This is a genomic window from Methylobacterium sp. WL120, assembly GCF_008039465.1.
Lineage (GTDB): Bacteria > Pseudomonadota > Alphaproteobacteria > Rhizobiales > Beijerinckiaceae > Methylobacterium > Methylobacterium cerastii.
The window spans coordinates 1-21,033 of sequence record NZ_VRUT01000090.1; the positions used below are offsets into that span (position 1 = coordinate 1).

24 protein-coding genes are annotated in these 21,033 nt (G+C 70.9%); 12 read left to right on the forward strand and 12 right to left on the reverse strand.

Features of this window, described 5'->3' with window-relative positions; all coding sequences use genetic code 11:
- Positions 1 to 1,013 (reverse strand): lytic transglycosylase domain-containing protein (locus FV229_RS16795; RefSeq protein ID WP_246688225.1); only part of this gene is annotated, 1,013 nt, incomplete at its 3' end.
- A 126-nt stretch (positions 1,014 to 1,139) separates the two neighbouring features.
- On the opposite strand from FV229_RS16795, the gene FV229_RS16800 reads away from it, so the two are divergent.
- The 4 genes from FV229_RS16800 to FV229_RS16815 are packed head-to-tail and all read left to right on the forward strand — an operon-like array spanning position 1,140 to position 4,329.
- Positions 1,140 to 1,445, forward strand: coding sequence for a hypothetical protein (locus FV229_RS16800; protein WP_147753063.1), 306 nt, complete (start codon positions 1,140 to 1,142; stop codon positions 1,443 to 1,445).
- A gap of 27 nt (positions 1,446 to 1,472) precedes the next feature.
- Positions 1,473 to 2,510: an iron ABC transporter substrate-binding protein gene (locus FV229_RS16805; protein ID WP_147753064.1), complete on the forward strand. Its 1,038-nt coding sequence runs from the start codon at positions 1,473 to 1,475 to the stop codon at positions 2,508 to 2,510.
- Positions 2,507 to 3,559 (forward strand): iron ABC transporter permease, encoded by a 1,053-nt coding sequence (locus FV229_RS16810; protein WP_147753065.1) that lies wholly within the window; start codon positions 2,507 to 2,509, stop codon positions 3,557 to 3,559. The genes FV229_RS16805 and FV229_RS16810 overlap by 4 nt, the downstream gene beginning before the upstream one ends.
- Complete coding sequence (locus tag FV229_RS16815; protein WP_147753084.1) at positions 3,556 to 4,329, forward strand: ABC transporter ATP-binding protein; 774 nt, start codon at positions 3,556 to 3,558, stop codon at positions 4,327 to 4,329. The genes FV229_RS16810 and FV229_RS16815 overlap by 4 nt, the downstream gene beginning before the upstream one ends.
- Before the next feature lie 90 nt (positions 4,330 to 4,419).
- Here FV229_RS16815 and FV229_RS16820 read toward each other — a convergent pair whose 3' ends face one another.
- Positions 4,420 to 4,629: a TOBE domain-containing protein gene (locus FV229_RS16820; protein ID WP_147726238.1), complete on the reverse strand. Its 210-nt coding sequence runs from the start codon at positions 4,627 to 4,629 to the stop codon at positions 4,420 to 4,422.
- A gap of 28 nt (positions 4,630 to 4,657) precedes the next feature.
- Positions 4,658 to 5,440 (reverse strand): molybdate ABC transporter substrate-binding protein, encoded by a 783-nt coding sequence (modA, locus tag FV229_RS16825; RefSeq protein ID WP_147753066.1) that lies wholly within the window; start codon positions 5,438 to 5,440, stop codon positions 4,658 to 4,660.
- A gap of 155 nt (positions 5,441 to 5,595) precedes the next feature.
- Here modA and FV229_RS16830 point away from each other — a divergent pair, with 155 nt between their 5' ends.
- Positions 5,596 to 5,937, forward strand: coding sequence for a winged helix-turn-helix domain-containing protein (locus FV229_RS16830; RefSeq protein ID WP_147753067.1), 342 nt, complete (start codon positions 5,596 to 5,598; stop codon positions 5,935 to 5,937).
- Between the two features lie 4 nt (positions 5,938 to 5,941).
- Here the strand turns inward: FV229_RS16830 and FV229_RS16835 are convergent, their stop codons facing one another.
- Entirely contained in the window at positions 5,942 to 6,235 is a 294-nt protein-coding gene (locus tag FV229_RS16835) for a hypothetical protein (RefSeq protein ID WP_147753068.1), read from the reverse strand.
- Positions 6,236 to 6,302: 67 nt separating this feature from the next.
- Entirely contained in the window at positions 6,303 to 7,592 is a 1,290-nt protein-coding gene (gene eno / locus FV229_RS16840; protein ID WP_147753069.1) for a phosphopyruvate hydratase, read from the reverse strand.
- 255 nt (positions 7,593 to 7,847) lie between these two features.
- Between eno and queF the strand changes: the two genes are divergently transcribed.
- Positions 7,848 to 8,297 carry a preQ(1) synthase gene (gene queF, locus FV229_RS16845; RefSeq protein WP_147753070.1) on the forward strand — a complete coding sequence of 150 codons (450 nt, stop codon included), beginning with the start codon at positions 7,848 to 7,850 and terminating at the stop codon, positions 8,295 to 8,297.
- Between the two features lie 75 nt (positions 8,298 to 8,372).
- On the opposite strand, the gene FV229_RS16850 is transcribed toward queF, so the two are convergent.
- The 3 genes from FV229_RS16850 to FV229_RS16860 form a co-directional block, all read right to left on the reverse strand.
- Positions 8,373 to 8,696: a hypothetical protein gene (locus FV229_RS16850; RefSeq protein ID WP_147753071.1), complete on the reverse strand. Its 324-nt coding sequence runs from the start codon at positions 8,694 to 8,696 to the stop codon at positions 8,373 to 8,375.
- 154 nt (positions 8,697 to 8,850) lie between these two features.
- Complete coding sequence (locus FV229_RS16855) at positions 8,851 to 9,468, reverse strand: flavin reductase family protein (protein WP_147753072.1); 618 nt, start codon at positions 9,466 to 9,468, stop codon at positions 8,851 to 8,853.
- Positions 9,469 to 9,479: 11 nt separating this feature from the next.
- A complete protein-coding gene (locus tag FV229_RS16860) occupies positions 9,480 to 10,043 on the reverse strand; it encodes a nitroreductase (RefSeq protein WP_147753073.1) in 564 nt (187 codons plus the stop codon).
- A gap of 236 nt (positions 10,044 to 10,279) precedes the next feature.
- Between FV229_RS16860 and FV229_RS16865 the strand changes: the two genes are divergently transcribed.
- The gene (locus tag FV229_RS16865) at positions 10,280 to 11,197 is read left to right on the forward strand and encodes a hypothetical protein (RefSeq protein ID WP_147753074.1); all 918 of its coding nucleotides are present in this window, start codon (positions 10,280 to 10,282) and stop codon (positions 11,195 to 11,197) included.
- Positions 11,198 to 11,318: 121 nt separating this feature from the next.
- On the opposite strand, the gene FV229_RS16870 is transcribed toward FV229_RS16865, so the two are convergent.
- From FV229_RS16870 to FV229_RS16885, 4 genes are all read right to left on the reverse strand, one after another.
- Entirely contained in the window at positions 11,319 to 11,597 is a 279-nt protein-coding gene (locus FV229_RS16870; protein ID WP_147753075.1) for a virulence factor, read from the reverse strand.
- Positions 11,597 to 11,809 (reverse strand): DUF5397 family protein, encoded by a 213-nt coding sequence (locus FV229_RS16875; protein ID WP_147753076.1) that lies wholly within the window; start codon positions 11,807 to 11,809, stop codon positions 11,597 to 11,599. Before FV229_RS16875 ends, FV229_RS16870 begins: the two co-directional genes overlap by 1 nt.
- Positions 11,810 to 11,874: 65 nt before the next feature.
- Complete coding sequence (gene thrS, locus FV229_RS16880) at positions 11,875 to 13,902, reverse strand: threonine--tRNA ligase (RefSeq protein ID WP_147753077.1); 2,028 nt, start codon at positions 13,900 to 13,902, stop codon at positions 11,875 to 11,877.
- Between the two features lie 211 nt (positions 13,903 to 14,113).
- Positions 14,114 to 15,703: a catalase gene (locus FV229_RS16885; protein ID WP_147753078.1), complete on the reverse strand. Its 1,590-nt coding sequence runs from the start codon at positions 15,701 to 15,703 to the stop codon at positions 14,114 to 14,116.
- Between the two features lie 161 nt (positions 15,704 to 15,864).
- Between FV229_RS16885 and FV229_RS16890 the strand changes: the two genes are divergently transcribed.
- From FV229_RS16890 to ilvA, 5 genes are all read left to right on the forward strand, one after another.
- Positions 15,865 to 16,803: a LysR substrate-binding domain-containing protein gene (locus FV229_RS16890; protein ID WP_147753079.1), complete on the forward strand. Its 939-nt coding sequence runs from the start codon at positions 15,865 to 15,867 to the stop codon at positions 16,801 to 16,803.
- A gap of 132 nt (positions 16,804 to 16,935) precedes the next feature.
- Positions 16,936 to 17,991 (forward strand): AbrB family transcriptional regulator, encoded by a 1,056-nt coding sequence (locus tag FV229_RS16895; RefSeq protein ID WP_147753080.1) that lies wholly within the window; start codon positions 16,936 to 16,938, stop codon positions 17,989 to 17,991.
- Between the two features lie 18 nt (positions 17,992 to 18,009).
- Positions 18,010 to 18,354, forward strand: coding sequence for a diacylglycerol kinase (locus FV229_RS16900; protein ID WP_147753081.1), 345 nt, complete (start codon positions 18,010 to 18,012; stop codon positions 18,352 to 18,354).
- 108 nt (positions 18,355 to 18,462) lie between these two features.
- On the forward strand, positions 18,463 to 19,053 hold the full coding sequence (locus FV229_RS16905; protein WP_147753082.1) for a PilZ domain-containing protein: 591 nt from the start codon (positions 18,463 to 18,465) through the stop codon (positions 19,051 to 19,053).
- A gap of 122 nt (positions 19,054 to 19,175) precedes the next feature.
- Complete coding sequence (ilvA, locus tag FV229_RS16910) at positions 19,176 to 20,792, forward strand: threonine ammonia-lyase, biosynthetic (protein WP_147753083.1); 1,617 nt, start codon at positions 19,176 to 19,178, stop codon at positions 20,790 to 20,792.
- The last annotated feature ends 241 nt before the right edge of the window (positions 20,793 to 21,033 follow it).

Here is a 21,033-nt window from a genome sequence, read left to right on the forward strand (position 1 = left end):
GGGTCGACGAGCGCGCGGCCCGCCGGGACCGCAACGGCGAGGGCGCCGGTGGTCTCCGGGTCGGCCGAGGCGAGCGCCGCGACCGGCACCGTGGAATCGAGGCTCGAATCGGAGCGCGGGAAGTAGCTCGGGGCCGGGCGGGCGGCCTCCGCCGCACGGCCCTGGAACAGTTTGGCGACGCCCTCCGAGAGGGCGCCCTGGCGCCGGTCGGTCTGGAACAGGGTGCGCAGGTCGCCGCCCATCGCGGCGTAGGCGCTGGCCGCAGCCGGCGGCGTGGCGAGCGCGACGCTCTGCGTGAGGCCTGTGACGTCGCTCGGCGCCGTGCGGCCTGAGCCCACCGCCGAGAGGCTGGCATAGAGTTCGGCGGTGGTGCGCGGCCGGCCCGTGCGGTCGTAGAATAGGCCGCGGTTGGCGGCGGCCGCCTCAGGCATGTCGAGGGCTGCGGCCCGGTCCGGCGTCGCGCGGGCGGCGGCGATCAGCGTCGTCGCGCCCTTCGCCCCGAGTACGTGGGCGGCGTAGAGGTCGCCCGAGGTCGGCTCGCGCCCGAGCGCCACTGAGAGCGCCTCGCCGTTCTTCTGGGTAAAGGCGCCCGCGAGCGAGGCGGCGATCTTGGGATCGCGCCGAAGGTCGAGGATCGCCTGGCGCTGGCCGGCATCCGCGACCGTGTAGCTGCCGTCGGGCCGCGCCACGATGGCGTCGGCGTAGGTTTGGAGGCCGAGCTTCGGCCCGGCCGACTTCATCACCCCGAGCCAGGTCTGCTCGATGAATTGGAACAGGCCGGTGGCGGTCGAGGTGCCGGCCCTGGCCGAGGGATCGAGGGCGGATTCGCGTTGCGCGGTGGCGAGCAGGTAGTCGAAGCCGACGCCGCTGCTCTGCGCCCCGTCGCGGATCGCGTCGATCACGCCGCCCTGTGCGCCCGAAGTGCCTTGCGCGCCCGAGGTCCCTTGCGCGCCCAAAGCCCGCGGGGGCGCCGCGGCTGGTTGGGGGCTCGAAGGCGTGGTGAACAGGAACATCGGTCGCCGCTTCGAGCCGCACGCGCCGGACGGGCGTCGCGCGAGGCGCCGCACGTGGCGCCCCGGATGACGCAACCCTTGGCCATCATGGTAAAGAAAGCCTAAATTTCCGATGCTTACGCTCCCATGCGCGACCTCTTGATCGCCTCGCCCACCGGCGGCCCACCTGACATCGCCCACGCCGACGCCCTGGTGCTGGCGCATCCTCCGGCCGCGGCGCTCGGTTGGCTGCCGGCTCTCTGTAAGGGAACGGCCCTCTACGTCCGCGTCGTGCCGGGCGCGGTCGACCTCGACGCGGCGCGGGCGGCCCCTCGCGACGGGTTCCATGGAGGCTTCGCGGAGACAGCCGAGGCGGCGGCAATCCTCACGGCGGTGTTTGGGCGCGGTCCGGGTCCCGGCTGTGGCCCTCGCAGGCCGCTACCCTTAGGGTGAGTCGACACCCCCCATCGAAGCCCCAGCATGCCGCATCCGCGACGCCTCGCCCTACCGACCTTCGCCGTCGCCATCCTCACCCTCGTCGCAGGGCCGGCCGCGGCGCGCCCCTTCACCGATGCGGCCGGGCGCGTGGTCGAGGTTCCGGATTGCGCCGCCCGGGTCGTGGCCGCCGGGCCGCCGGCGGCGGTGCTGCTCTACACCCTCGCGCCCGACCGGATGGCGGGCTGGGTCCGCACGCCCTCCCCGGCCGAGCGGCCCTACCTCGCGCCCGCGACCTGGGCGCTACCCGCCACCGGCCGCCTGACCGGGCGCGGCGGCACCGCCAACGTCGAGGCGGTGCTGGCCCTGAAGCCGGACCTCGTCGTCGACGTCGGCTCCACGGGGCCGACCTATGCGTCGCTCGCCGACCGGGTCCAGGCCCAGACCGGCATCCCCTACATCCTGCTCGACGGCGCCTTCGCCAAAACCGGCGAGACCTACCGGCAACTCGGCGCCGTGCTCGGCCTGGGGCCGGCCGCCGACGGGCTCGCGGCCTATGCCGACCGCACCGTGGCGGAGGTGGCCGAGCGCGTCGCACGCGTGCCGGAGGCCGAGCGGCCGCGGGTCTACTACGCCCGCGGCCCGCGCGGCCTCGAGACCGGGTTCGCCGGCTCGATCAACACCGAAATCCTGGAGGTGGTCGGCGCCCGCAACGTGGCCGTCGGCGGCAACGGCCTCGCCAACGTCTCGCCCGAGCAGGTGCTGGGCTGGAACCCCGACGTGATCGTCGCCCTCGATCCCGCCTTCCGGCCCGGCGACGACCCGATCTGGCGGGGCGTGAAGGCGGTGCGCGAGGGCCGCGTCTATCGGACCCCGACGCTGCCCTTCGCCTGGTTCGACGCGCCGCCCGGCGTCAATCGGCTGATCGGCATGCGCTGGCTCGCGCACCTGCTCTACCCGGCGCTCTTCCACGAAGACCTGCCCGCGATCGTCGCCGACTTCTACCAGCGCTTCTACCACGTCGCCCTCACCCCGGAGGCGAAAGCCGTGCTCCTCGACGGCGCCGTGCCGGCGCGCCGATGACGTGCGGCCCCGCGGCGGTGATCGCGGCTCCCGGCGCGCGTCGGATCTCCGCGGCGTTCCAGGCCTGCCTCGCCGTGGTCGGCCTCGGGCTGCTCGTCCTCCTCGCCCTCGCCGCTGGGAGATTCCCGGTGCCGGTCGCCGACGTGTTCGCGATCCTCGCCGCCAAGCTGTTCGGCACGGCGCCGGGCGACGCGACGGCGCAGGTGGTGGTGTTGCAGGTGCGGCTGCCCCGGGTCGCCGCGGCCCTCGTCGTCGGCGCGGCCCTGTCCTCGGCTGGTGCGACCTACCAGGGCCTGTTTCGCAACCCACTGGTCTCGCCCGACATCCTCGGCGTCTCGGCCGGCGCCGGGCTCGGCGCGGTGCTCGGCATCTACCTCGCCCTGCCGGTCCTCGCGATCCAGGCCATGGCCTTCGCCGGGGGGCTCGGCGCGGTGGCGATCGTCTACGCGGTTGGCGCGCTGGTGCGGCGGCACGATCCGGTGCTGACGCTGGTGTTGGCCGGCGTCGCGGTCGGCGCGGTGCTCGGTTCGGCCATCTCGCTGCTCAAGGTCCTGGCCGACCCCTACAACCAGCTGCCCGCCATCACCTACTGGCTGCTCGGGAGCCTGTCCTCCGTCACCCTTGGCGACGTGTTCGCGATCCTGCCGGCGGTCGGCCTCGGGCTCCTGCCCCTCGTCCTGCTGCGCTGGCGCATGAACCTGATGAGCCTCGGCGAGGAGGAGGCGCGGGCGCTGGGCGTCGAGACCCGCTGGCTGCGCCCGCTCCTCGTGGCGGCGGCGACCCTCGTCACCGCGGCGGCGGTGTCGGCGACGGGGGTGATCGGCTGGATCGGCCTGATCGTGCCGCACCTCGCCCGCGGCCTCGTCGGGCCGGACTTCCGCCGCCTGCTGCCGGCCTCGGCGCTGCTCGGGGCGGGCTACCTCGTGGCGGTGGATCTCGCCGCCCGCACCATCGCGCCGATCGAGGTGCCGCTCGGCATCCTCACGGCGCTCGCCGGCGCGCCGTTCTTCCTCTGGCTGCTGGCGGCGGGCAAGCGAGGCTGGTCCTGATGCTGTCCGTCGAGGCGTTGGCGTTCGGGTACGGCGCGCGCGAGGTCGGCGCGGGCGTGAGCTTCACGCTCGGGGCGGGCGAGGTCCTGTGCCTGCTCGGGCCGAACGGCGGCGGCAAGACCACCTTGTTCAAAACCCTGCTCGGGCTGCTGCCGGCGCAGGCCGGCCGCGTCCGCCTCGACGGCGAGGACCTATCGCGCTGGTCGCGCCGCCGGGTCGCGCGGGCGCTCGCCTACGTGCCGCAGGCGCATGCGGCGTTCTTCCCGTTCACCGTGCGGGCCGTGGTGCTGATGGGCCGCGCCGCCCGGCTCGCCCCCTTCGCCGCCCCCGGCCGCGCGGACGAGGCCGCTGCGGACATGGCGCTCGCGACCCTCGGGATCGGACATCTCGCCGACCGCATCTACACCGAGATCAGCGGCGGCGAGCGGCAGATGGTGCTGATCGCCCGGGCGCTCGCCGGCGAGCCGCGCATCCTGGTGATGGACGAGCCGACCGCGAGCCTCGATTTCGGCAACCAGACCCGCGTGCTCGAACAGGTCCGCCGCCTCGCGAAGACCGGCATCGCCGTGGTGCTCTCGACCCACGACCCCGGCCACGCCTTCCTCTGCGCCGACCGCGTCGCGCTGCTGCATGGTGGCCGCCTCGTGGCGTTGGGAACGCCGGAGGCGACGATCACGCGAGAGAGCCTGCGCCGCGTTTACGGGGTGGACGTGGCGGTGGTGCCCTTGCCGGAGCACGGGTGCTCGGTCTGCACGCCGATCCTGGCGTGAGGCCGAGCCGCGTCGATCTCGTTGCGAGGTCCGCATCGTCTTCACGCGAGCCGGCCTCCACCGCGCTGGAAAACGCTCCGGACCCGCCGTTCAGTCGACGGCGACCATCACGTCGGAGGCCTTCACCACGGCGTAGGCCTCGCCGCCGACCGTGAGCTTGAGGCTGTCGACGGCCTCGTTGGTGATCGCTGCGGTGACGATCTGGCCGGCGGCGATCTCGATCTTGACGTGCGCGGTGGTCGCGCCCTTCTCGACGGCGACGACCTTGCCCTTGATGACGTTGCGTGCGGAGATCTTCATCGAACGGCCTCTGTGGCTTGAGAAAACGTCATTTGGCGCCTTGGCCTGCCGGGATCACGGAGAAGCCCTGGGCCTCGAAGTACGGCCGGGCCGCAGCGCCCTTCAGGAAGTCGAGGAAGCGGACCGCGCCCTCGCCCTTGGCCTCGGCGGTCAGCGCGAACGGGTACACCACCGGCGGATGGCTGTCCTCCGGGAACACGGCGATGACCTTCACGCCCGGATCAGACTTCGCGTCGCTCGCGTAGACCACGCCGAGGGGCGCCTCGCCGCGTGAGACCAGGGCGAGCGCCGCGCGCACGTTGTCGGCCTGCGCCAGCCGCGGCTGGATCGTCCCCCAGAGCCCGAGCTTTTCGAGCGCCGCCTTGGCATACTTGCCGACCGGCACCGAGGCGACCTCACCGGTGGCCAGCCGCCCGTCGGGGCCGAGCGCCTTGGCGAAGGCGTCGGCGGTCAGGGCCAAGTCCGCCTCCTTCGCGTCCTTGGGCGCGACGACGACGAGGCGGTTGTTCAGGAGGTTCACCCGCGTGTCGGCCCGGACGAGGTTCTTCTTGGCGAGGTAGTCCATCCATTCGAGGTCGGCCGAGGCGAAGAGCTCCGCCGGCGCGCCCGACTCGATCTGGCGGGCGAGCGCCGACGAGGCGGCGTAGCTCGGCTTGATCGCGATCCCGGTCTGCGCGGTGAACGCCTTGCCGGCCTCGTCGAGGGCGTTCTTGAGGCTGGCGGCGGCGAACACCGTCACGCTCTCGCTGGCCTGGGCGGCGGAGCCAAGCAGCAGGCTGGCGACGAGGACGGCGCGTGCGAATCCGATCAAGGCGACCTCCGAGGCGGGCGGCCCGCAGCAGCGGCCGGGCGCTGACGCTATATCCTATCATATACAGCGATGGCCAGATCGAAACCGAGGATCGCAGGCGCTCGCACCGGCCGCGCGGTCCGGGGTAGGAACGGCGCTCGGGACGAGGGGAGCCGATGGCCAGGTTGAGCATCCGCGTCGATTTCGGGCCGGGGCACCGGCTTGGGCCCGGCAAGGTGCAGTTGCTGGAGACGATCGCCGCGCACGGCTCGATCTCGGCGGCCGGGCGGGCGCTCGGCATGTCCTATCGCCGGGCCTGGATGCTGGTCGAGGCGATGAATGCCGGCTTCGGGCAGCCGGTGGTCGAGGCGCAGGTCGGCGGGCGGAGCGGCGGCGGGGCGCGGCTGTCCGCCTTCGGTGCGGAGGTGGTGGAGCAGTACCGGGCGGCCGAGCGTGCCGCGACGGAGGCGGCCGCGCCCTTCCTCGCCCGCTTCGTCGCAGACCGATCCACTGGATGACTCTTCAGCCGGCCGCCAGCAGGGCGGCGGTGATCGCGTCCCGCTCGGCCGAGAGGTCGCCCTCGGCCACGGGGCGACCCGCTTGGGCGTACCAGTAGGCCGCGTTGTCCTGGCCGCCTTCGAGGCGATGGAGGTGGGCGTGGACCCAGGCGGCGTCCCGGCCGGAATCGTCCTGGACGAGTTTGTGGGCCTGGTCCCAATGCGCCGGGTCCTTGGCTGCCCACCACAGGGCCGCGAGCGCCGGCGCGTCCGGCGGTGCGTCGGCTTCGGTCGTGCGCGAGGCATCCTGCTTCGTCATCGTCCCCTCCGACCTGCGATGCACCGCAGGCCGGAGACGACGTCGGGATGGTTTCCGAGGTTCCGCTTTAGGCCTGCGCGAGCTGACGAAGGGCGCCGCGCCCCGCGTAGCGGCCCTGCGCGCCGAGGCCCTCTTCGATCCGGATCAGCTGGTTGTACTTGGCCAGTCTGTCCGAGCGCGCGAGCGAGCCGGTCTTGATCTGCCCGCAATTCGTTGCGACCGCGAGGTCGGCGATGGTTGCGTCCTCCGTCTCGCCCGAGCGGTGCGACATCACCGCGGTGTAGCCGGCGCGGTGGGCCATATCGACGGCGGCGAGCGTCTCGGTGAGCGAGCCGATCTGGTTGACCTTGATCAGGATCGAGTTCGCCGAGCCCTCCGTGATGCCGCGGGCGAGGCGATCGACGTTGGTCACGAACAGGTCGTCGCCGACGAGCTGGCAGCGGTCGCCGATGCGCTGGTTGAGCAGGCGCCAGCCCTCCCAGTCGTCCTCGGCCATGCCGTCCTCGATCGAGAGGATCGGGTAGGCGTCGACGAGCTTGGCGAGGTAGTCGACCTGTTGCTCGATCGAGCGCACGGTGCCCTCGCCCTCGTAGTGGTAGGCGCCGTCCTTGAACCAGTCGGTGACTGCGCAGTCGAGGGCCAGCACCATGTCGGCGCCGGGCTTGAAGCCGGCCGCCTGGATCGACTCCATCACGAAGTCGAGGCCGGCCTCGGCGGTCGGCAGGTTCGGGGCGAAGCCGCCCTCGTCGCCGACGTTGGTGTTGTGCCCGGCCTTCTTCAGCGCGCTCTTGAGGGTGTGGAACACCTCCGCGCCCATGCGCACGGCTTCCGCGATGGAGGAGGCCCCCACCGGCATGATCATGAATTCCTGGAAGTCGATCGGGTTGTCGGCATGCGCGCCGCCGTTGATGATGTTCATCATCGGCACCGGCAGCACCCGGCCCTGGACGCCGCCGACGTAGCGGTAGAGCGGGAGGCCCGAGGCTTCGGCTGCGGCCTTGGCCACCGCGAGCGACACGCCGAGGATCGCGTTGGCGCCGAGCCGCGCCTTGTTGGCGGTGCCGTCGAGCTCGATCATCGCTTCGTCGACTGCGACCTGGTCCTCGGCGTCCATGCCGCCGATGGCGTCGAGGATCTCGGTCTGGACCGCGTGGACCGCCTTGCGCACGCCCTTGCCGGCATAGCGGGTCTTGTCGCCGTCACGCAGCTCCACCGCCTCGTGGGCGCCGGTGGAGGCGCCCGACGGAACCGCAGCGCGGCCGAAAGAGCCGTCCTCCAGCAGCACGTCGACCTCGACGGTGGGGTTGCCGCGGCTGTCCAGAATCTCGCGGGCGGCGATGTTGGTGATCGCGGTCATGAAGGCTCCTCCCCCGTGGGCGCGCACGATCGGTGGCAGGCCCGGTCTCAAGGTCTCGTCGGTGCGGCTTATCCGTCAAGGCGCGGCCTCGGGCAAGGCGGGGCCATATCGTATGATGCGTCCCACAAGATGAATGCAAAAGACGCCATCGCGCGTAGTCTTCGCGAGCCCGCGCGACGATGCCACGAGCCGCACGCGGCCGAAGCATGCGCCAGCGTCGGATGCACCGCGGGAAGGCCTGCGGTAAGGAGGGGCATGACCGAAGAATCTCTGCAGCTGGGGCAGCCGACGCCCCTCCCCGCCGGCCCGCACGAGGCCCGTCTCGACCGGGTGCCGAACCCGCATCCCGACACCGACTACCTCGCCCGGTTCACTGTCCCGGAATTCACCTCGCTTTGCCCGGTGACCGGCCAGCCCGACTTCGCGATCCTGGTGATCGACTATGTGCCCGATCGCTGGCTCGTGGAGTCGAAGTCGCTGAAGCTCTACCTCGGCGCGTTCCGCAACCACGGCGCGTTCCACGAGGATTGCACGGTGGGCATCGCCAAGACGCTCGTGGACCTGCTCGGGCCACGCTACCTGCGGATCGGCGGCTTCTGGTACCCGCGCGGCGGCATCCCGATCGACGTGTTCTGGCAGACCGGCGCCCCGCCGGCCTCCGTCTGGCTGCCCGATCCCGGCGTGCCGCCCTACCGCGCCCGCTGAGAGAGGTCGGACCAAGAAAAAGGGGCGACCGGCATGGCCGGTCGCCCCAAAATTCGAGTCCGAGTTGGTGTGCCCTTAGTAGGGCGAGCCGTAGTAGCCGCCGTAAGCCGGGGCGCCGTAGCCGTTACCGTAGGCACCGTAACCGCGGTTGTAGCCGTAGGAGTCGCGGGCCGCGCCGGCAGCGATCGCACCAGCGGCGAGACCAGCGATGCCGAGACCGACGGCAGCACCCGTACCGATGCCGCGCCCGCCGCGGTGGCCATAGCCGTAGCCGCGACCGTAGCCGCCGCCATACCCGTGGCCATAGCCGCCGCGGTAGCCCGGCCGCGCGTCGGCGGTGGTGGCGGAGAAGACGCCGGCCGAGATGATCGCGGCGGTGACGAGGGCGAACTTGCGCATGATGATCCTTTCTCGATGATCCATCGAATTCGTAAGCTCAACGCTGGGGCGTCGCGATCGTTCCGAAGGTTCCGCCGCGCCGCCGCGCCGGAGGTGGAATCCGCGCCGGCATTCGAGGGAAGCGGAGACGCGGAAACACCGCGCTGCGTCCGCGTCAGCGGGACGTGTAGTCGCCGGCGCCCTTGGGCCGCTGCATCGCGAACTTCGCGTCCGGCCCGACCTTGAAGTAGTCGAAGTAGCCGCCGCGCTGGATCGGCTGCATCGCCGCCGTATCGACGAGGCCGTCCACGACGAAGCGGTCGTCGATGTAGATCGACACCACCTGCCCGATCACCAGGAAGTTGGCGGCTTCGCCGCCATCGAGCGGAACCAACGGAACGGTCTGGAGCCACCGGCATTCGAGGGCGGCTGCGGCTTCCGCCACCCGCGGCGCCCGCACCTTGCGCGACGGGGCCGTGGTCAGGCCGGCGAAGTCGAACTCGCTTTCGCCCCGCGGCAGGGGCGCCGACGAAGCGTTCATCTGCTCGCGCAGGTCGTAGGTGGCGAGGTTGCAGACGAAGTCGCCGCCCTCTTCCGCGAAGGTCATCGCATCTTTGCGGCCGGTGGAGGAGAACGCGACCATGTCGTCGCCCACCGCGTTGAAGAACGAGTACGGCGCGAGGTTGAGCTTCCCCGCCCGGCTCATGGCGCTGATCCAGCCGATCGGCCGCGGCGCGACGATCGCCTTCAGAGGGTTGTGCGGCAGAGTGCGGTCGTCGGGGGCGTAATGCATGGGAGCGAGCCTTACAGCCGCGTGACGATCTCGGCGAGGTCCGGCCGCGGCCGGTCCGACGGGATCTCCTCGGGGGCGCCGACATGGATGAAGCCCGCAAGCTTCTCGCGCGGGTCGAGGCCGAGGGCTTCGAGCACGCGGCGGTCGTAGGCGTACCACTCGGTCAGCCATGCGGTGGCGAAACCCTGGGCGTTGGCCGCGACCACGAGGTTCATGCAGGCGGCGCCCGCCGACAGGACCTGCTCCCATTCCGGGATCTTCACGTGCGGGCCGGCCCGCGAGACCACCGCGACGACCAACGGCGCGTGGGCCAGCCGCCTCGCCTCGAGGTCGAGCCGCGCCGCGTCGGCCTCCGGGTTGTCGGAGGCGTAGGTGTTCGCGATCACCGTCCCGATCCGCGCCCGCGCCTCGCCCGCGATCACGATGAAGCGCCACGGCGCGAGCTTGCCGTGGTCGGGCACCCGCGAGGCCAGGGTCAAGATCGTGTCGATCTGTTCCGGGCTCGGTCCCGGTTCGGTCATCCGCAGGGGCGGCACGGAGCGGCGGGTGCGCAGCATGTCGAGGGTGGCGTTCATCGGGGCGTCTCGGCTGGGCGGTGCGGAAGGTCCCGCGATCACACCGGGATTTCGCACGGGCTGCACCGCCTGGGAAGTCGGGCGCCTTGGCGCGGGGGCAGCGCAAGGGGCGCAAGGGGCAGCGCAAGGGGCAGCGCAAGGACCCCGGGCGGCCTTGCGCTCGCCACGGTCTTAGGATCACACGGGCGAGACGATGACGGTCGGCCGCTTCGGCCTGCGGAGAGAGGCTTTTCGACATGCGCGGACGAAGGCTCGGGCCCGGATTGGCGCTGCTGGCCGCGGTCGCGCCGCTCGCAGCCGCGGCGCAGTCGCCGGACCCCTTCGGCAACCGCCTCGGCGGCGGCCTGCCCTCGCCCTCGATCACGACGCCGGACCTGCCCCCGAGCCAGCCCGAGGGCGAGGCGACCCTGTCGCTCTCCGCTCTGCTGTCGGGGATCGGCCAGCCCCTGCGCTCGGGCCTTGTATGGCGGATCTACGAGGACCGCACCGACGGCGTCCGGCCCGGGATCGTGGCCCGCTCCACCGACGCGGCGCCGACCTTCAAGCTCGCACCGGGGGCCTACGTCGCCTCCGTGACCTACGGCTTCGCCAGCGCCACGAAGAAGATCGCGATGTCGGGCCAGCCCGCGACCGACACCCTGCGGGTGGCCGCCGGCGCGCTCAAGCTGTCGGGCGCGATCGGCGACACGCGGATCGCCCCGGCGCAGCTCTCGTTCTCCGTCTTCGTGCCGATCGGCACCAACTCGGAGGGGCGGCTGGTGCGCAGCGGCGTCAAGGCCGGCGAGCTGCTGCGCCTGCCCGAGGGCACCTACCACGTGGTCTCGACCTACGGGGAATCGAACGCGATCCAGCGCGCGGACCTGAAGGTGGAGAACGGCAAGGTCACCGACGCCACCCTCAACCACCGGGCCGCGACGGTGACGCTGAAGCTCGTCACCAGCCCCGGCGCCGAGGCCTTCGCCGGCACGGCCTTCTCGGTGCTGACGCCCGGCGGCGACACCATCCGCGAGGCGATCGGCGCGTTCCCGCAGGTCACCCTGGCGGAGGGCGACTACGTGCTGATCGCCCGTCACGACGGGCAGGTCTACACCCGCGAGTTCAAGGTCGAGAGCGGGCTCGACCGCGACATCGAGGTGTTGGCCAAGGCGGGGTGAGCGGGCGCCGAGGCGCGCTTAGAGCATTTTCAAGCGAGGTGGATGCCGGCTCGCGTGAAGAAAATGCGACCACACAGCAGGTTAGAGCATTTTCCGTGATCCAGAGATCACGGAAAATGCTCTAGGCCTTCACGACCTCGGTGAAGTCCGACCACTGCTCGACCCGGAACGCGCGGATGTCCTGGACCGAAGGCGCGAACCAGGGCAATGACTTTAGCGCCATGATCGCCGTGAACAGGACGGCCATGTCCTCGATCCGGCTGACGTAGAGGCTGCCCTGAACCCAGTCGAAGCCATGCCCGGCGAGTGTCGAGCGGATGTCGGCGTAGGCCTGAGAGACACCTTTCGGATGGGTCGCCTGCACCTCCGCGACGCTCAGGTCGAACGCGATGGCGAACATCACGCCTCGTCGTGATCGTGGAGGATGTCGCGCAGGGGGTAATCCAGCTCCTCGCCCGTCTCCAGGACATGCACGCGCATCAGCTGGTCGCCCGTGGCCGTGACGGACCCGGTCGCAACCACCTCGTAGGCGGGACCGGTCGGCCCGAACCGACGCCAAGTCCCGATCAGGCTTCGCGATGTGGACTCGGAAGGAATCGCGGTCTCACGCATGGGCCGATCCTGTCATAGCCTTTACAGGAAGACGAGGCCGCTTGCAGGCGGCCTCGTTTCCACGATCAGGGGGCGGGCTCGACCGGATGCTGCCCGTCGAGCACCGCATCGGTGCTCGGCACGCTCTCGGCGACGGCCTCCGCCCGGCGGAGGTCGGGCGAGGTCGCCTCGGCGACGAAGCTCGCCACGGCCTCGCCGAGCGGCAGCGTCCGGGTCTGCTGGCTGCCGAGGCGGCGGATCGAGACCGTGCGCTCCTCGGCCTCGCGGCGCCCGAGCGCCAGGATCACCGGCACCTTGGCGAGCGAATGCTCGCGGACCTTGTAGTTGATCTTCTCGTTGCGCAGGTCCGCCTCCACCCGAAGGCCGGCGCGCGTCAGCGCCCGCACCACGTCGCGCGCGTAAGCGTCCGCCTCCCCGGTGATGGTGGCGACCACCACCTGGACGGGGCTGAGCCAGAGCGGGAAATGGCCGGCGAAGTGTTCGATCAGGATCCCGGTGAAGCGCTCCATCGAGCCGCAGATCGCCCGGTGCACCATCACCGGCGGCACCTTCTGGCTCTCGGCGTCGACGTAGAACGCCCCGAAGCGCTCGGGCAAGTTGAAGTCCACCTGCGTGGTGCCGCACTGCCAGTCGCGGCCGATGGCGTCGCGCAGCACGTACTCGAACTTCGGCCCGTAGAAGGCTCCCTCGCCCGGGTTCACCTCGGTGCGGATGCGGCCGCCCGATTGCGCCTCGATCTGCGCCAGCACACGGGTCATCACCTCTTCCGCATGGTCCCACAGGGCGTCCGAGCCGACGCGCTTCTCGGGCCGGGTCGAGAGCTTCACCACGATCTGGTCGAAGCCGAAGTCGGCGTAGGTCGAGAGGATCAGGTCGTTGATCGTCAGGCACTCGTCGGCGAGCTGGTCCTCGGTGCAGAAGATGTGCGCGTCGTCCTGGGTGAAGCCGCGCACTCGCATCAGGCCGTGCATCGCGCCGGACGGCTCGTAGCGATGGACCACGCCGAATTCCGCCATGCGCAGAGGCAGGTCGCGGTAGCTCTTCAGGCCGTGCTTGAAGATCTGGACGTGGCCCGGGCAGTTCATGGGCTTGAGCGCGAACCAGCGCTTGTCCTCGGCCTCGTCGCCGGCGGATTGGGCCGCGAACATGTTCTCCCGGTACCAGCCCCAATGGCCGGAGGTCTCCCACAGGGCCTTGTCGAGGATCTGCGGCGCGTTCACCTCGCTGTAGTCGCCCTTGAGGCGGCGGCGCATGTAGGCGATCAGCTCTTGGAAGATCGTCCAGCCCTTGGCGTGCCAGAACACCACGCCCGGCCCCTCCTCCTGGAAGTGGAACAGGTCCATCTCCCGGCCGAGCCGGCGGTGGTCGCGGCGTTCGGCCTCCTCCAGCCGGTGCAGGTAGGCGTCGAGGTCTTCCTTCGTGGCCCAGGCGGTACCGTAGATGCGGGTCAGCATCGGGTTGTCGGAATTGCCGCGCCAGTAGGCGCCGGCGACCTTCATCAGCTTGAAGGCGGTGCCGACCTTGCCCGTCGAGGTCATGTGCGGGCCGCGGCACAGGTCGAACCAGTCGCCCTGCCGGTAGACCTTCAGGTCTTCGCCGGGCGGGATCGCATCGACCAGCTCGACCTTGTAGGCCTCGCCGCGGTCGGCGAACACCTTGCGGATGTCGTCGCGCTTCCAGACCTCCTTGGTGAAGGGCGCGTCCCGGCCCATGATCTCGCGCATCTTCGCCTCGATCGCCGGGAAGTCCTCCGGCGTGAACGGCGTGTCGCGGGAGAAGTCGTAGTAGAAGCCGTTCTCGATCACGGGGCCGATCGTGACCTGCGTGCCCGGCCACAGCGCCTGCACCGCCTCCGCCAGCACGTGGGCGCAGTCGTGGCGGATCAGCTCCAGCGCCCGCGGGTCGGTGCGGTCGAGGAACTCGATGCGCGCGTCACGCTCGATCGTGTCGGAGAGGTCGGAGACGACGCCGTCGAGCGCCATCGCCACGGTGCGCTTGGCCAGCGATTTCGCGATGCCCTCGACGACGGCCCGTCCGGTCACGGCCTCGTCGTAGGCGCGGGTGTTGCCGTCGGGGAACGTGAGGATGGGCATCGCTGGAAATCTCCGGGCTCACTCCTGCGTACGCGGCAGGTAAGCGATCGAGGGCCGAACCGCGTGGGGCGCGGGAGCGGCCGTTTAGACCGTTTCGCGGGTGGAGGGAACGCCGCGGCGCCGGCCGGGCGCCCTATCCAATAAAGAACCCCGCGCGGTCCTTCGACCGCGCGGGGTTGATGGTGCCGTCGGGATCGCGCCCGCGGTCGGCTTACTCGGCCGCGATCTGGTGGGCCTGCGAACCGTCGGTGTAGGTCTCGGGCGTCAGGCGCTTGCCCGGGGCGGCGCGCCCCGGCAGCGGCGGCAGCGCCAGCGCCTTGGCGAGGTCGATCCCGGCGCCTTCCGCGACCCGGCGGCCGTAATCGGCGTCGGCATGCGAGAAGTGCCAGACCATCCGCAGCTGGATGGCTTCCGGGCACTGCTTCATGTCGCCGACGAGGTTGGCGATCAGGTCGTCGCGCTCCCAATCCTGGAACGAACGGTAGCGCACGCCGGCCTGGGTGTAGTCGTCCTCGGTGCGTGAGGTCTGGTAGCGGCCGAGGTTGCCCTGCACCGGCTGGTGGTAGTCCTTCGCGGGCTTCGGGGCCTCGCGCAGGCCCTCGGCGAGCGTCGAGGGCTCGTAGTTGATGTGCTTGTTCGGGCCGGTGCCGTCGACGCCGTAGGTCATCTGCCCGTCGCGCTGGTTCGAGTAGACCTTCACGCCGGGCTGCGGCGCGTTGATCGGCAGCTGCAGGTAGTTGGCGCCGACGCGGTAGCGCTGCGTGTCCGAGTACGACAGCGTACGCCCCTGGAGCATCTTGTCGTCCGAGAAGTCGATGCCGTCGACGAGCACGCCCGTGCCGAAGGCCGACTGCTCGACCTCGGCGAAGAAGTTGTCCGGCACGCGGTCCAGCACCATCCGGCCGACGGGTAGCAGCGGGAAGTCCTCGACCGGCCACAGCTTCGTGTCGTCGAGCGGATCGAACGACAGGTGCTCGTTCGGGCCGTCCGGCATGATCTGCACGCAGAACTCCCACTCGGGGAAGTTGCCGGCCTTGATGTTGTCGTAGAGGTCGCGCGTCGCGTGGCCGACATCCTTGCCCTGGATCTCGGACGCCTGGGCCGAGGTCAGGTTGCGGATGCCCTGCTTGGGCTCCCAGTGGAACTTGCAGAGCACGGCCTCGCCCTGGTCGTTGACCAGCTTGTAGGTGTTGACGCCCGAGCCTTCCATCTCACGGTAGTTCGCAGGGATGCCCCAGGGCGACTTCAGGTGCGTGACCATGTGGATGGCTTCGGGGTGTTGGGCCACGAAGTCGAAGAAGCGCCACGCCTCCTGGCGGTTCGTCACCGGGTCCGGCTTGAACGCGTGGATCATGTCGGGGAACTTGATCGCGTCGCGGATGAAGAAGACCTTGAGGTTGTTGCCAACGAGGTCCCAGTTGCCGTCGACGGTCTTGAACTTCACCGCGAAGCCGCGCGGGTCGCGCTCGGTCTCAGGGCTCTCCTTGGCGCCGGCCACGGTGGAGAAGCGCACGAACATCGGCGTCTTCACGCCGGTCTCGTTGAGGACGCGGGCGCGGGTGTACTTGGAGGCCGGCTCGTTACCGATCTTGCCGTAGGCCTCGAAGTACCCGTGCGCGCCGGCGCCGCGGGCATGCACCACGCGCTCTGGGATCCGCTCGCGGTCGAAATGGGTGATCTTCTCGATGAACTGGTAGTTCTCGAGCGTCGCGGGACCCCGCTCGCCCACCGTGCGGGTGCTCTGGTTGTCGCGGACCGGGTGGCCCTGGCGGGTCGTCAGGATCGGGCGTTGATCGCTCATGCGAAAGATCTCTCCGTGGTGGCGACGAAGTCCGAGGGCCGGCGCCGGCGCCCTTCAGCGAGGGGCGCGCCGTTTCCTGGAATCGTTCCGGGCTCCCCTTATGCGCCTCCTGCGACCGGTTGACCAATGCATCGTCTGAAAGGCTGTGATAGACGCAGCCTATGAACATCGCCGGCCTCTCGCTCCGCGATCTCGAATATGTCGTCGCCATCGCCGACGAGGGGCATTTCGGCCGGGCGGCGGAACGCTGCAACGTCAGCCAGCCGACGCTCAGCGTGCAGGTGCGCAAGCTCGAAGGTGCGCTCGGCCTGGTCCTGTTCGAGCGCTCCAACCGCCGCGTGCTGATGACGGCGCCGGGCCAGATCATCGTGCGGCAGGCCCGCGCTGTGTTGGCCGAGGCGCAACGCCTGCTCGCGCTGGCGAGCGAGGGCCGCGGCGCGCCCCTCACCGGCCGCCTCGTCCTCGCGGCGATCCAGACGCTGGGGCCGTATCTCTTCCCGCTGGTGCTGCGCATGTTGCGCCAGGAATTCCCGATGCTGACGCTCGCCCTCAGCGAGGGCCGCACCGCCGACATCCTCGCCTCCCTGCGCGACGGGCGGGTCGACGCCGCGCTGGTGTCGCTGCCCCTGCCCGCCTCGGGGCTCACCGTCTCGCCGCTCTTCGTCGAGCCGTTCCGCCTCGCCTGCCCGGCCGACCACGCGCTGGCGCAAGGGGGGGCGCTGCGCGCAGCCGACATCGCCGGGCCGGACCTGCTGCTGCTGGACGAGGGCAACTGCCTGCGCGACCAGGCGATCGCCGCCTGCGGTGCCGGCAGCGCCGCCGGGCGCCACGCCACCAGCCTGGAGACGCTGCGCTCGATGGTGGCGGCGGGCGCCGGCTACACCCTGCTTCCGGCGCTGGCGGTCCCCTCCGGCCCCGATCCGAGCGGGCTCACCGTGATCCGCGGCTTCGACACCGACGGGCCGGGCCGGACCATCGCGCTCGCCTGGCGGGCGAGCGACCCGCGGGCGCCGGGCCTCGCCGCGCTGGCCGCCTTCTTCCGCGCCCAGGCTCCGGCCGGCACCGCCGCCTGCCGCGACGCGACCATCGACGCCGGGTGACGGCACCCGGACGAGGGCGACTCGCACAGGGCTGGGTTGTGCGTCGGCCCGCGTGACAGGGTGGACGGCAGGGTGTAGCGCGGCGCCAGGGTCGCGTCTCCGCCATGCGATCGATTGAACCGACGCATCGCCTTGCCTTTTCCCACACGGACCATCGCCCTCTGGGCGGCGCTGATCGCCGCCTCGGCTCTGCTCGGCTTCGGCCTGAAGCTGGCGCAGTTCCCGGCCGCGCTCCTGCTCGGGCCTATGGTCGCCGCGATCGTTTTCGGGGTGCGCGGGGCGCCGCTGCGGATGCCGAAGCCCGCCTTCCAGGCCGCCCAGGCGATGATCGGCTGCATGGTGGCCCACGCCATCACCGCGGAGATCACCAAGACCCTGATCGCCGACGGCCCCCTGATCCTGCTCGTGGTCGGCGTCACGGTGCTGGCCGGCGCGCTCGTCGGGCTGATCCTGACGCGCCTGCGGGTGCTGCCCGGGACCACCGCCGCCTGGGGCTCCTCGCCGGGCGGGGCGGCGGCGATGGTGGCGATGGCCGAGGAATACGGCTCCGATCCGCGCCTCGTCGCCTTCATGCAATACGTGCGCGTCGCCGCCGTCGTGCTCTCGGCCTCCCTCGTGGCGCGGCTGCTCACCGATTCGGCGACGGCCGGGCCGCCGGCCGCCGCCGAGGCGGCGACATTCCTGCCGGTGCTGGTCACCCTCGCGGTCGCGGCCGTCGGCGCCGGCGTCGCCCTCTGGCTGCGCCTGCCCGCGGGCGCCTTGATCGGGCCGATGCTGCTCGGCGCCGCCCTCCATGCCACCGGTGTCGCCAGCATCACCCTGCCGCTGCCGATCCTGGAACTCGCCTACGCGACGATCGGCTGGTACGTCGGCCTGCGCTTCACCCGCGAGACCCTGCGCGCGACGCTGCACGCGCTGCCCGGCATCCTGGTGGCGACGCTCGCCGTCATCCTGCTCTGTGCCGGCTGGGCGCTCGGGCTGACGCACCTGCTGGCGATCGACTTCCTCACCGCCTTCCTCGCGACCAGCCCCGGGGGCCTCGATTCGGTGGCGATCATCGCGGTCGGCTCGAAGGTCGACGTGTCGTTCGTGCTCGCGGTGCAGACGCTGCGGCTGTTCGTGGTGCTGATCACCGGCCCGCTGCTCGCCAAGTGGATCGCCCGCGCGGTGCCGCAGGAACCCGCGTGAATGGATGAGGCGGCGTGAATGCACGCGCTCTGGCTCGCGTTCCTGAATTCATGGCGCGGGCTCGTCCACGGCGCCCGCACCGAGCGCGCCGTGCGGCTCGAGCTCGCGCTGCTCGTCGTGGGCGTGCCGGCGGCGCTGGCGCTCGGCACGAACCTCTGGGTCCGCGTCGCCCTGATGGCGACGCTCCTGCTGATGCTCGCGGCGGAGTTCCTGAACACCGCGATCGAGAAGCTGTGCGACCACCTCCACCCCGGCCGGCACCCGCGCATCGGCATCGTGAAGGACCTCGCCTCGGCCGGGACGTTCTCGGCGCAGGCGCTCGCCGCCCTGATCTGGATCGCGGCCCTCTTTGATCGCTTCTGACGCGCTGGCCCCACGCACAGGCATCCTTTCCCGAAACGCGCGATTCGCGCGATTTGATAGGATTTCCGCAGCACTCCCGTAAAGACCGCCGTCTTATCCCGAGACTGCATGAAAGCCTCGCTTGCCCACGCAAGAAAACAATCCTGCCGGCACGCGGTGATCCTGCCGTCGCTGTTCTGGAGCCGGACCCGTCCGGATTTCTACGCGGTGACCTGTCGCCTCGGGGCCGACGGCATCCGCTTCCGCTCCGCGATCGTCCCGAACCCGGGCGAGCACCTGACCTGCAGCATCGGCCTCGTCGGTACCCTCGAAGTCCGCGTCGCCCACACAGCCGAGCGGGCCTTCACGGTGAAGCCGGCTCCTGGGCGGCAGCACAACACCGCCATCGCCCGCACCCTCGTCGAGCTCGCGGGACGCCAGAGCCGCCGGCTCGACCGCCACGGAACCTCACCGCGGATCGTCCCGCGACGCACCGAGGTGGCGGTGGCCCTGGCCGACGGCACCGTCTTCAAGGGCCGGCTCGCCGAGGTCTCCATCGCGCGGGCGGACGTCTACCTCGCGGCCCCGGTCGCGGTCGGCGTCAAGGTCCGCCTCGGCGCCACCGAGGCGGTGGTGGCGCACAGCTTCCGCAACGGAATCGGCGCCTACTTCCTCAGCCCGCTCGATCCCGACCTCCTCGACGAGGGCCTCGTGCTCTGACGGTCGCGTAGGCTTTCACGCTCGCATGGGGGCCGTAGGCCGGTCGGGCATCGCGGGCCTCGGCCGAGCCGCGCGCCTTCGCCCGCTCGCATCTTGCGCCGCAAGCCGCTATTGCCGGCAGCATGTCCGACACCGTGAAACCAGCCCCGCACCCGGCCGAACCGGCGCCCGACTACATCCGCAAGATCCTCACGGCGCGCGTCTACGACGTGGCGATCGAGAGCCCGCTCGATCCGATGCCGCGGCTCACCGCGCGTCTCGGGCGGCCGGTGCTGCTGAAGCGCGAGGACCTGCAGCCGGTCTTCTCGTTCAAGCTGCGCGGCGCCTACAACAAGATGTCGGCGCTCTCACCCGAGCAGCTCGCCCGCGGCGTGGTCTGCGCCTCGGCCGGCAACCACGCTCAGGGCGTGGCGCTGGCGGCCGCGCGCCTGAAGGTGCGGGCGGTGATCGTGATGCCGCGCACGACGCCGGCGATCAAGGTCGACGCCTGCCGGGCGCGGGGTGCCGAGGTGATCCTGCACGGCGACGCTTTCGACGAGGCTTTGACCGAGGCGCGGCGCATCGAGACCGAGCAGGATCTCACCTTCCTCCACCCCTTCGACGACCCGGACGTGATCGCCGGACAGGGCACGATCGGCATGGAAATCCTGCAGCAGCATACCGGGCCGATCGAGGCGATCTTCGTGCCCGTTGGCGGTGGCGGCTTGGCGGCCGGGATCGCGACCTTCGTGAAGTACCTGCGGCCCGAGACCAAGGTGATCGGCGTCGAGCCGGACGACGCCGCCTGCATGGCGGCGGCCCTGAAGGCCGGCGAGCTCGTCCTGCTGCCGACGGTCGGCCTGTTCGCCGACGGCGTCGCCGTGCGCCAGGCCGGTGCCGAGACGTTCCGCCTGTGCCGCCAGCACCTCGACGAGGTCATCACCGTCGACACCGACGCCATGTGCGCGGCGGTCAAGGACATCTTCGACGACACCCGCGCGGTCTCCGAGCCGTCGGGCGCCCTCGCGCTCGCGGGCGCCAAGCTCTACGCCGAGCGCACGGCGAAGGGTGACGGCTCGGACGGCGCGCTTGTGGCGATCTCGTCGGGGGCGAACCTGAACTTCGACCGGCTGCGCCATATCGCCGAGCGGGCCGAGCTTGGCGAGGAGCGGGAGGTCCTGCTCGGCGTCACCATCCCGGAGAAGCCCGGCGCCTACCGGGCCTTCATCACGGCCCTAGGGCCGCGGGCGATCACCGAGTTCAACTACCGCTACGCGCCGGGCGCGCAGGCGCGCATCTTCGTGGGCATCAACCTGCCGGGCGGACGGCCCGAGAAGCGCGACTTGATCGCCGGGCTCGTCGCCGACGGCTACGATGTCCACGACATGAGCGACAACGAGATGGCCAAGGTCCATGTCCGCTACATGGTCGGCGGCCGCGCCTCGGGCCTCGCGCATGAGCGGCTCTACCGCTTCCAGTTCCCGGAGCGGCCGGGCGCGCTGCTGAAGTTCCTCGATGCGCTGGGCGAGGGCTTCAACATCACCCTGTTCCACTACCGCAACCACGGCGCCGACTACGGCCGGGTGCTGGCGGGCATCGCCGTGCCGCCAGGCGCGCGCGAAAAATTCGACGCTGCGGTCGGGGCGCTCGGCTTCCCCTGCTTCGACGAGACCGACAACCCGGCCTACCGGATGTTCCTCGACGGCGAGCCGGCGCCCAAATCAGGCCTCGCCGGCTGGTTCGGCCTCAGGAAGGCGTGACGGCGACCGCCTGGGCCGTTTTCCGTGATCTCTGGATCACGAAAATCGGCCCAACCTGCTGTGTGGTCGCATCTTCTTCGCGCGAGCCGGCATCCACCGCGCTTGAAAATGCTTTAGCAGGCTGCTGCAGAAGTCGCTGGCAGGCTTGTCGCGGAGATGATTCACTCTGTTAGAGGCAGGGGTGGGATCAGGCGATGCGCGGGCGCGGAGATCGATCGGAGAACCTGTTCAGCTACGTCCG

Bases quoted from the DNA above. Each gene is read 5' to 3' on its own strand.
- FV229_RS16850 (WP_147753071.1), bottom strand. From the start codon at position 8,696: ATGCGCAAGTTCGCCCTCGTCACCGCCGCGATCATCTCGGCCGGCGTC.
- FV229_RS16865 (WP_147753074.1), top strand. From the start codon at position 10,280: ATGCGCGGACGAAGGCTCGGGCCCGGATTGGCGCTGCTGGCCGCGGTC.
- FV229_RS16800 (WP_147753063.1), top strand. From the start codon at position 1,140: ATGCGCGACCTCTTGATCGCCTCGCCCACCGGCGGCCCACCTGACATC.
- FV229_RS16820 (WP_147726238.1), bottom strand. From the start codon at position 4,629: ATGAAGATCTCCGCACGCAACGTCATCAAGGGCAAGGTCGTCGCCGTC.
- FV229_RS16905 (WP_147753082.1), top strand. From the start codon at position 18,463: ATGAAAGCCTCGCTTGCCCACGCAAGAAAACAATCCTGCCGGCACGCG.
- queF (WP_147753070.1), top strand. From the start codon at position 7,848: ATGACCGAAGAATCTCTGCAGCTGGGGCAGCCGACGCCCCTCCCCGCC.
- FV229_RS16805 (WP_147753064.1), top strand. From the start codon at position 1,473: ATGCCGCATCCGCGACGCCTCGCCCTACCGACCTTCGCCGTCGCCATC.
- FV229_RS16835 (WP_147753068.1), bottom strand. From the start codon at position 6,235: ATGACGAAGCAGGATGCCTCGCGCACGACCGAAGCCGACGCACCGCCG.
- FV229_RS16890 (WP_147753079.1), top strand. From the start codon at position 15,865: ATGAACATCGCCGGCCTCTCGCTCCGCGATCTCGAATATGTCGTCGCC.
- FV229_RS16860 (WP_147753073.1), bottom strand. From the start codon at position 10,043: ATGAACGCCACCCTCGACATGCTGCGCACCCGCCGCTCCGTGCCGCCC.
- thrS (WP_147753077.1), bottom strand. From the start codon at position 13,902: ATGCCCATCCTCACGTTCCCCGACGGCAACACCCGCGCCTACGACGAG.
- FV229_RS16830 (WP_147753067.1), top strand. From the start codon at position 5,596: ATGGCCAGGTTGAGCATCCGCGTCGATTTCGGGCCGGGGCACCGGCTT.
- FV229_RS16885 (WP_147753078.1), bottom strand. From the start codon at position 15,703: ATGAGCGATCAACGCCCGATCCTGACGACCCGCCAGGGCCACCCGGTC.
- FV229_RS16810 (WP_147753065.1), top strand. From the start codon at position 2,507: ATGACGTGCGGCCCCGCGGCGGTGATCGCGGCTCCCGGCGCGCGTCGG.
- FV229_RS16870 (WP_147753075.1), bottom strand. From the start codon at position 11,597: ATGTTCGCCATCGCGTTCGACCTGAGCGTCGCGGAGGTGCAGGCGACC.
- ilvA (WP_147753083.1), top strand. From the start codon at position 19,176: ATGTCCGACACCGTGAAACCAGCCCCGCACCCGGCCGAACCGGCGCCC.
- FV229_RS16855 (WP_147753072.1), bottom strand. From the start codon at position 9,468: ATGCATTACGCCCCCGACGACCGCACTCTGCCGCACAACCCTCTGAAG.
- eno (WP_147753069.1), bottom strand. From the start codon at position 7,592: ATGACCGCGATCACCAACATCGCCGCCCGCGAGATTCTGGACAGCCGC.
- FV229_RS16875 (WP_147753076.1), bottom strand. From the start codon at position 11,809: ATGCGTGAGACCGCGATTCCTTCCGAGTCCACATCGCGAAGCCTGATC.
- FV229_RS16900 (WP_147753081.1), top strand. From the start codon at position 18,010: ATGCACGCGCTCTGGCTCGCGTTCCTGAATTCATGGCGCGGGCTCGTC.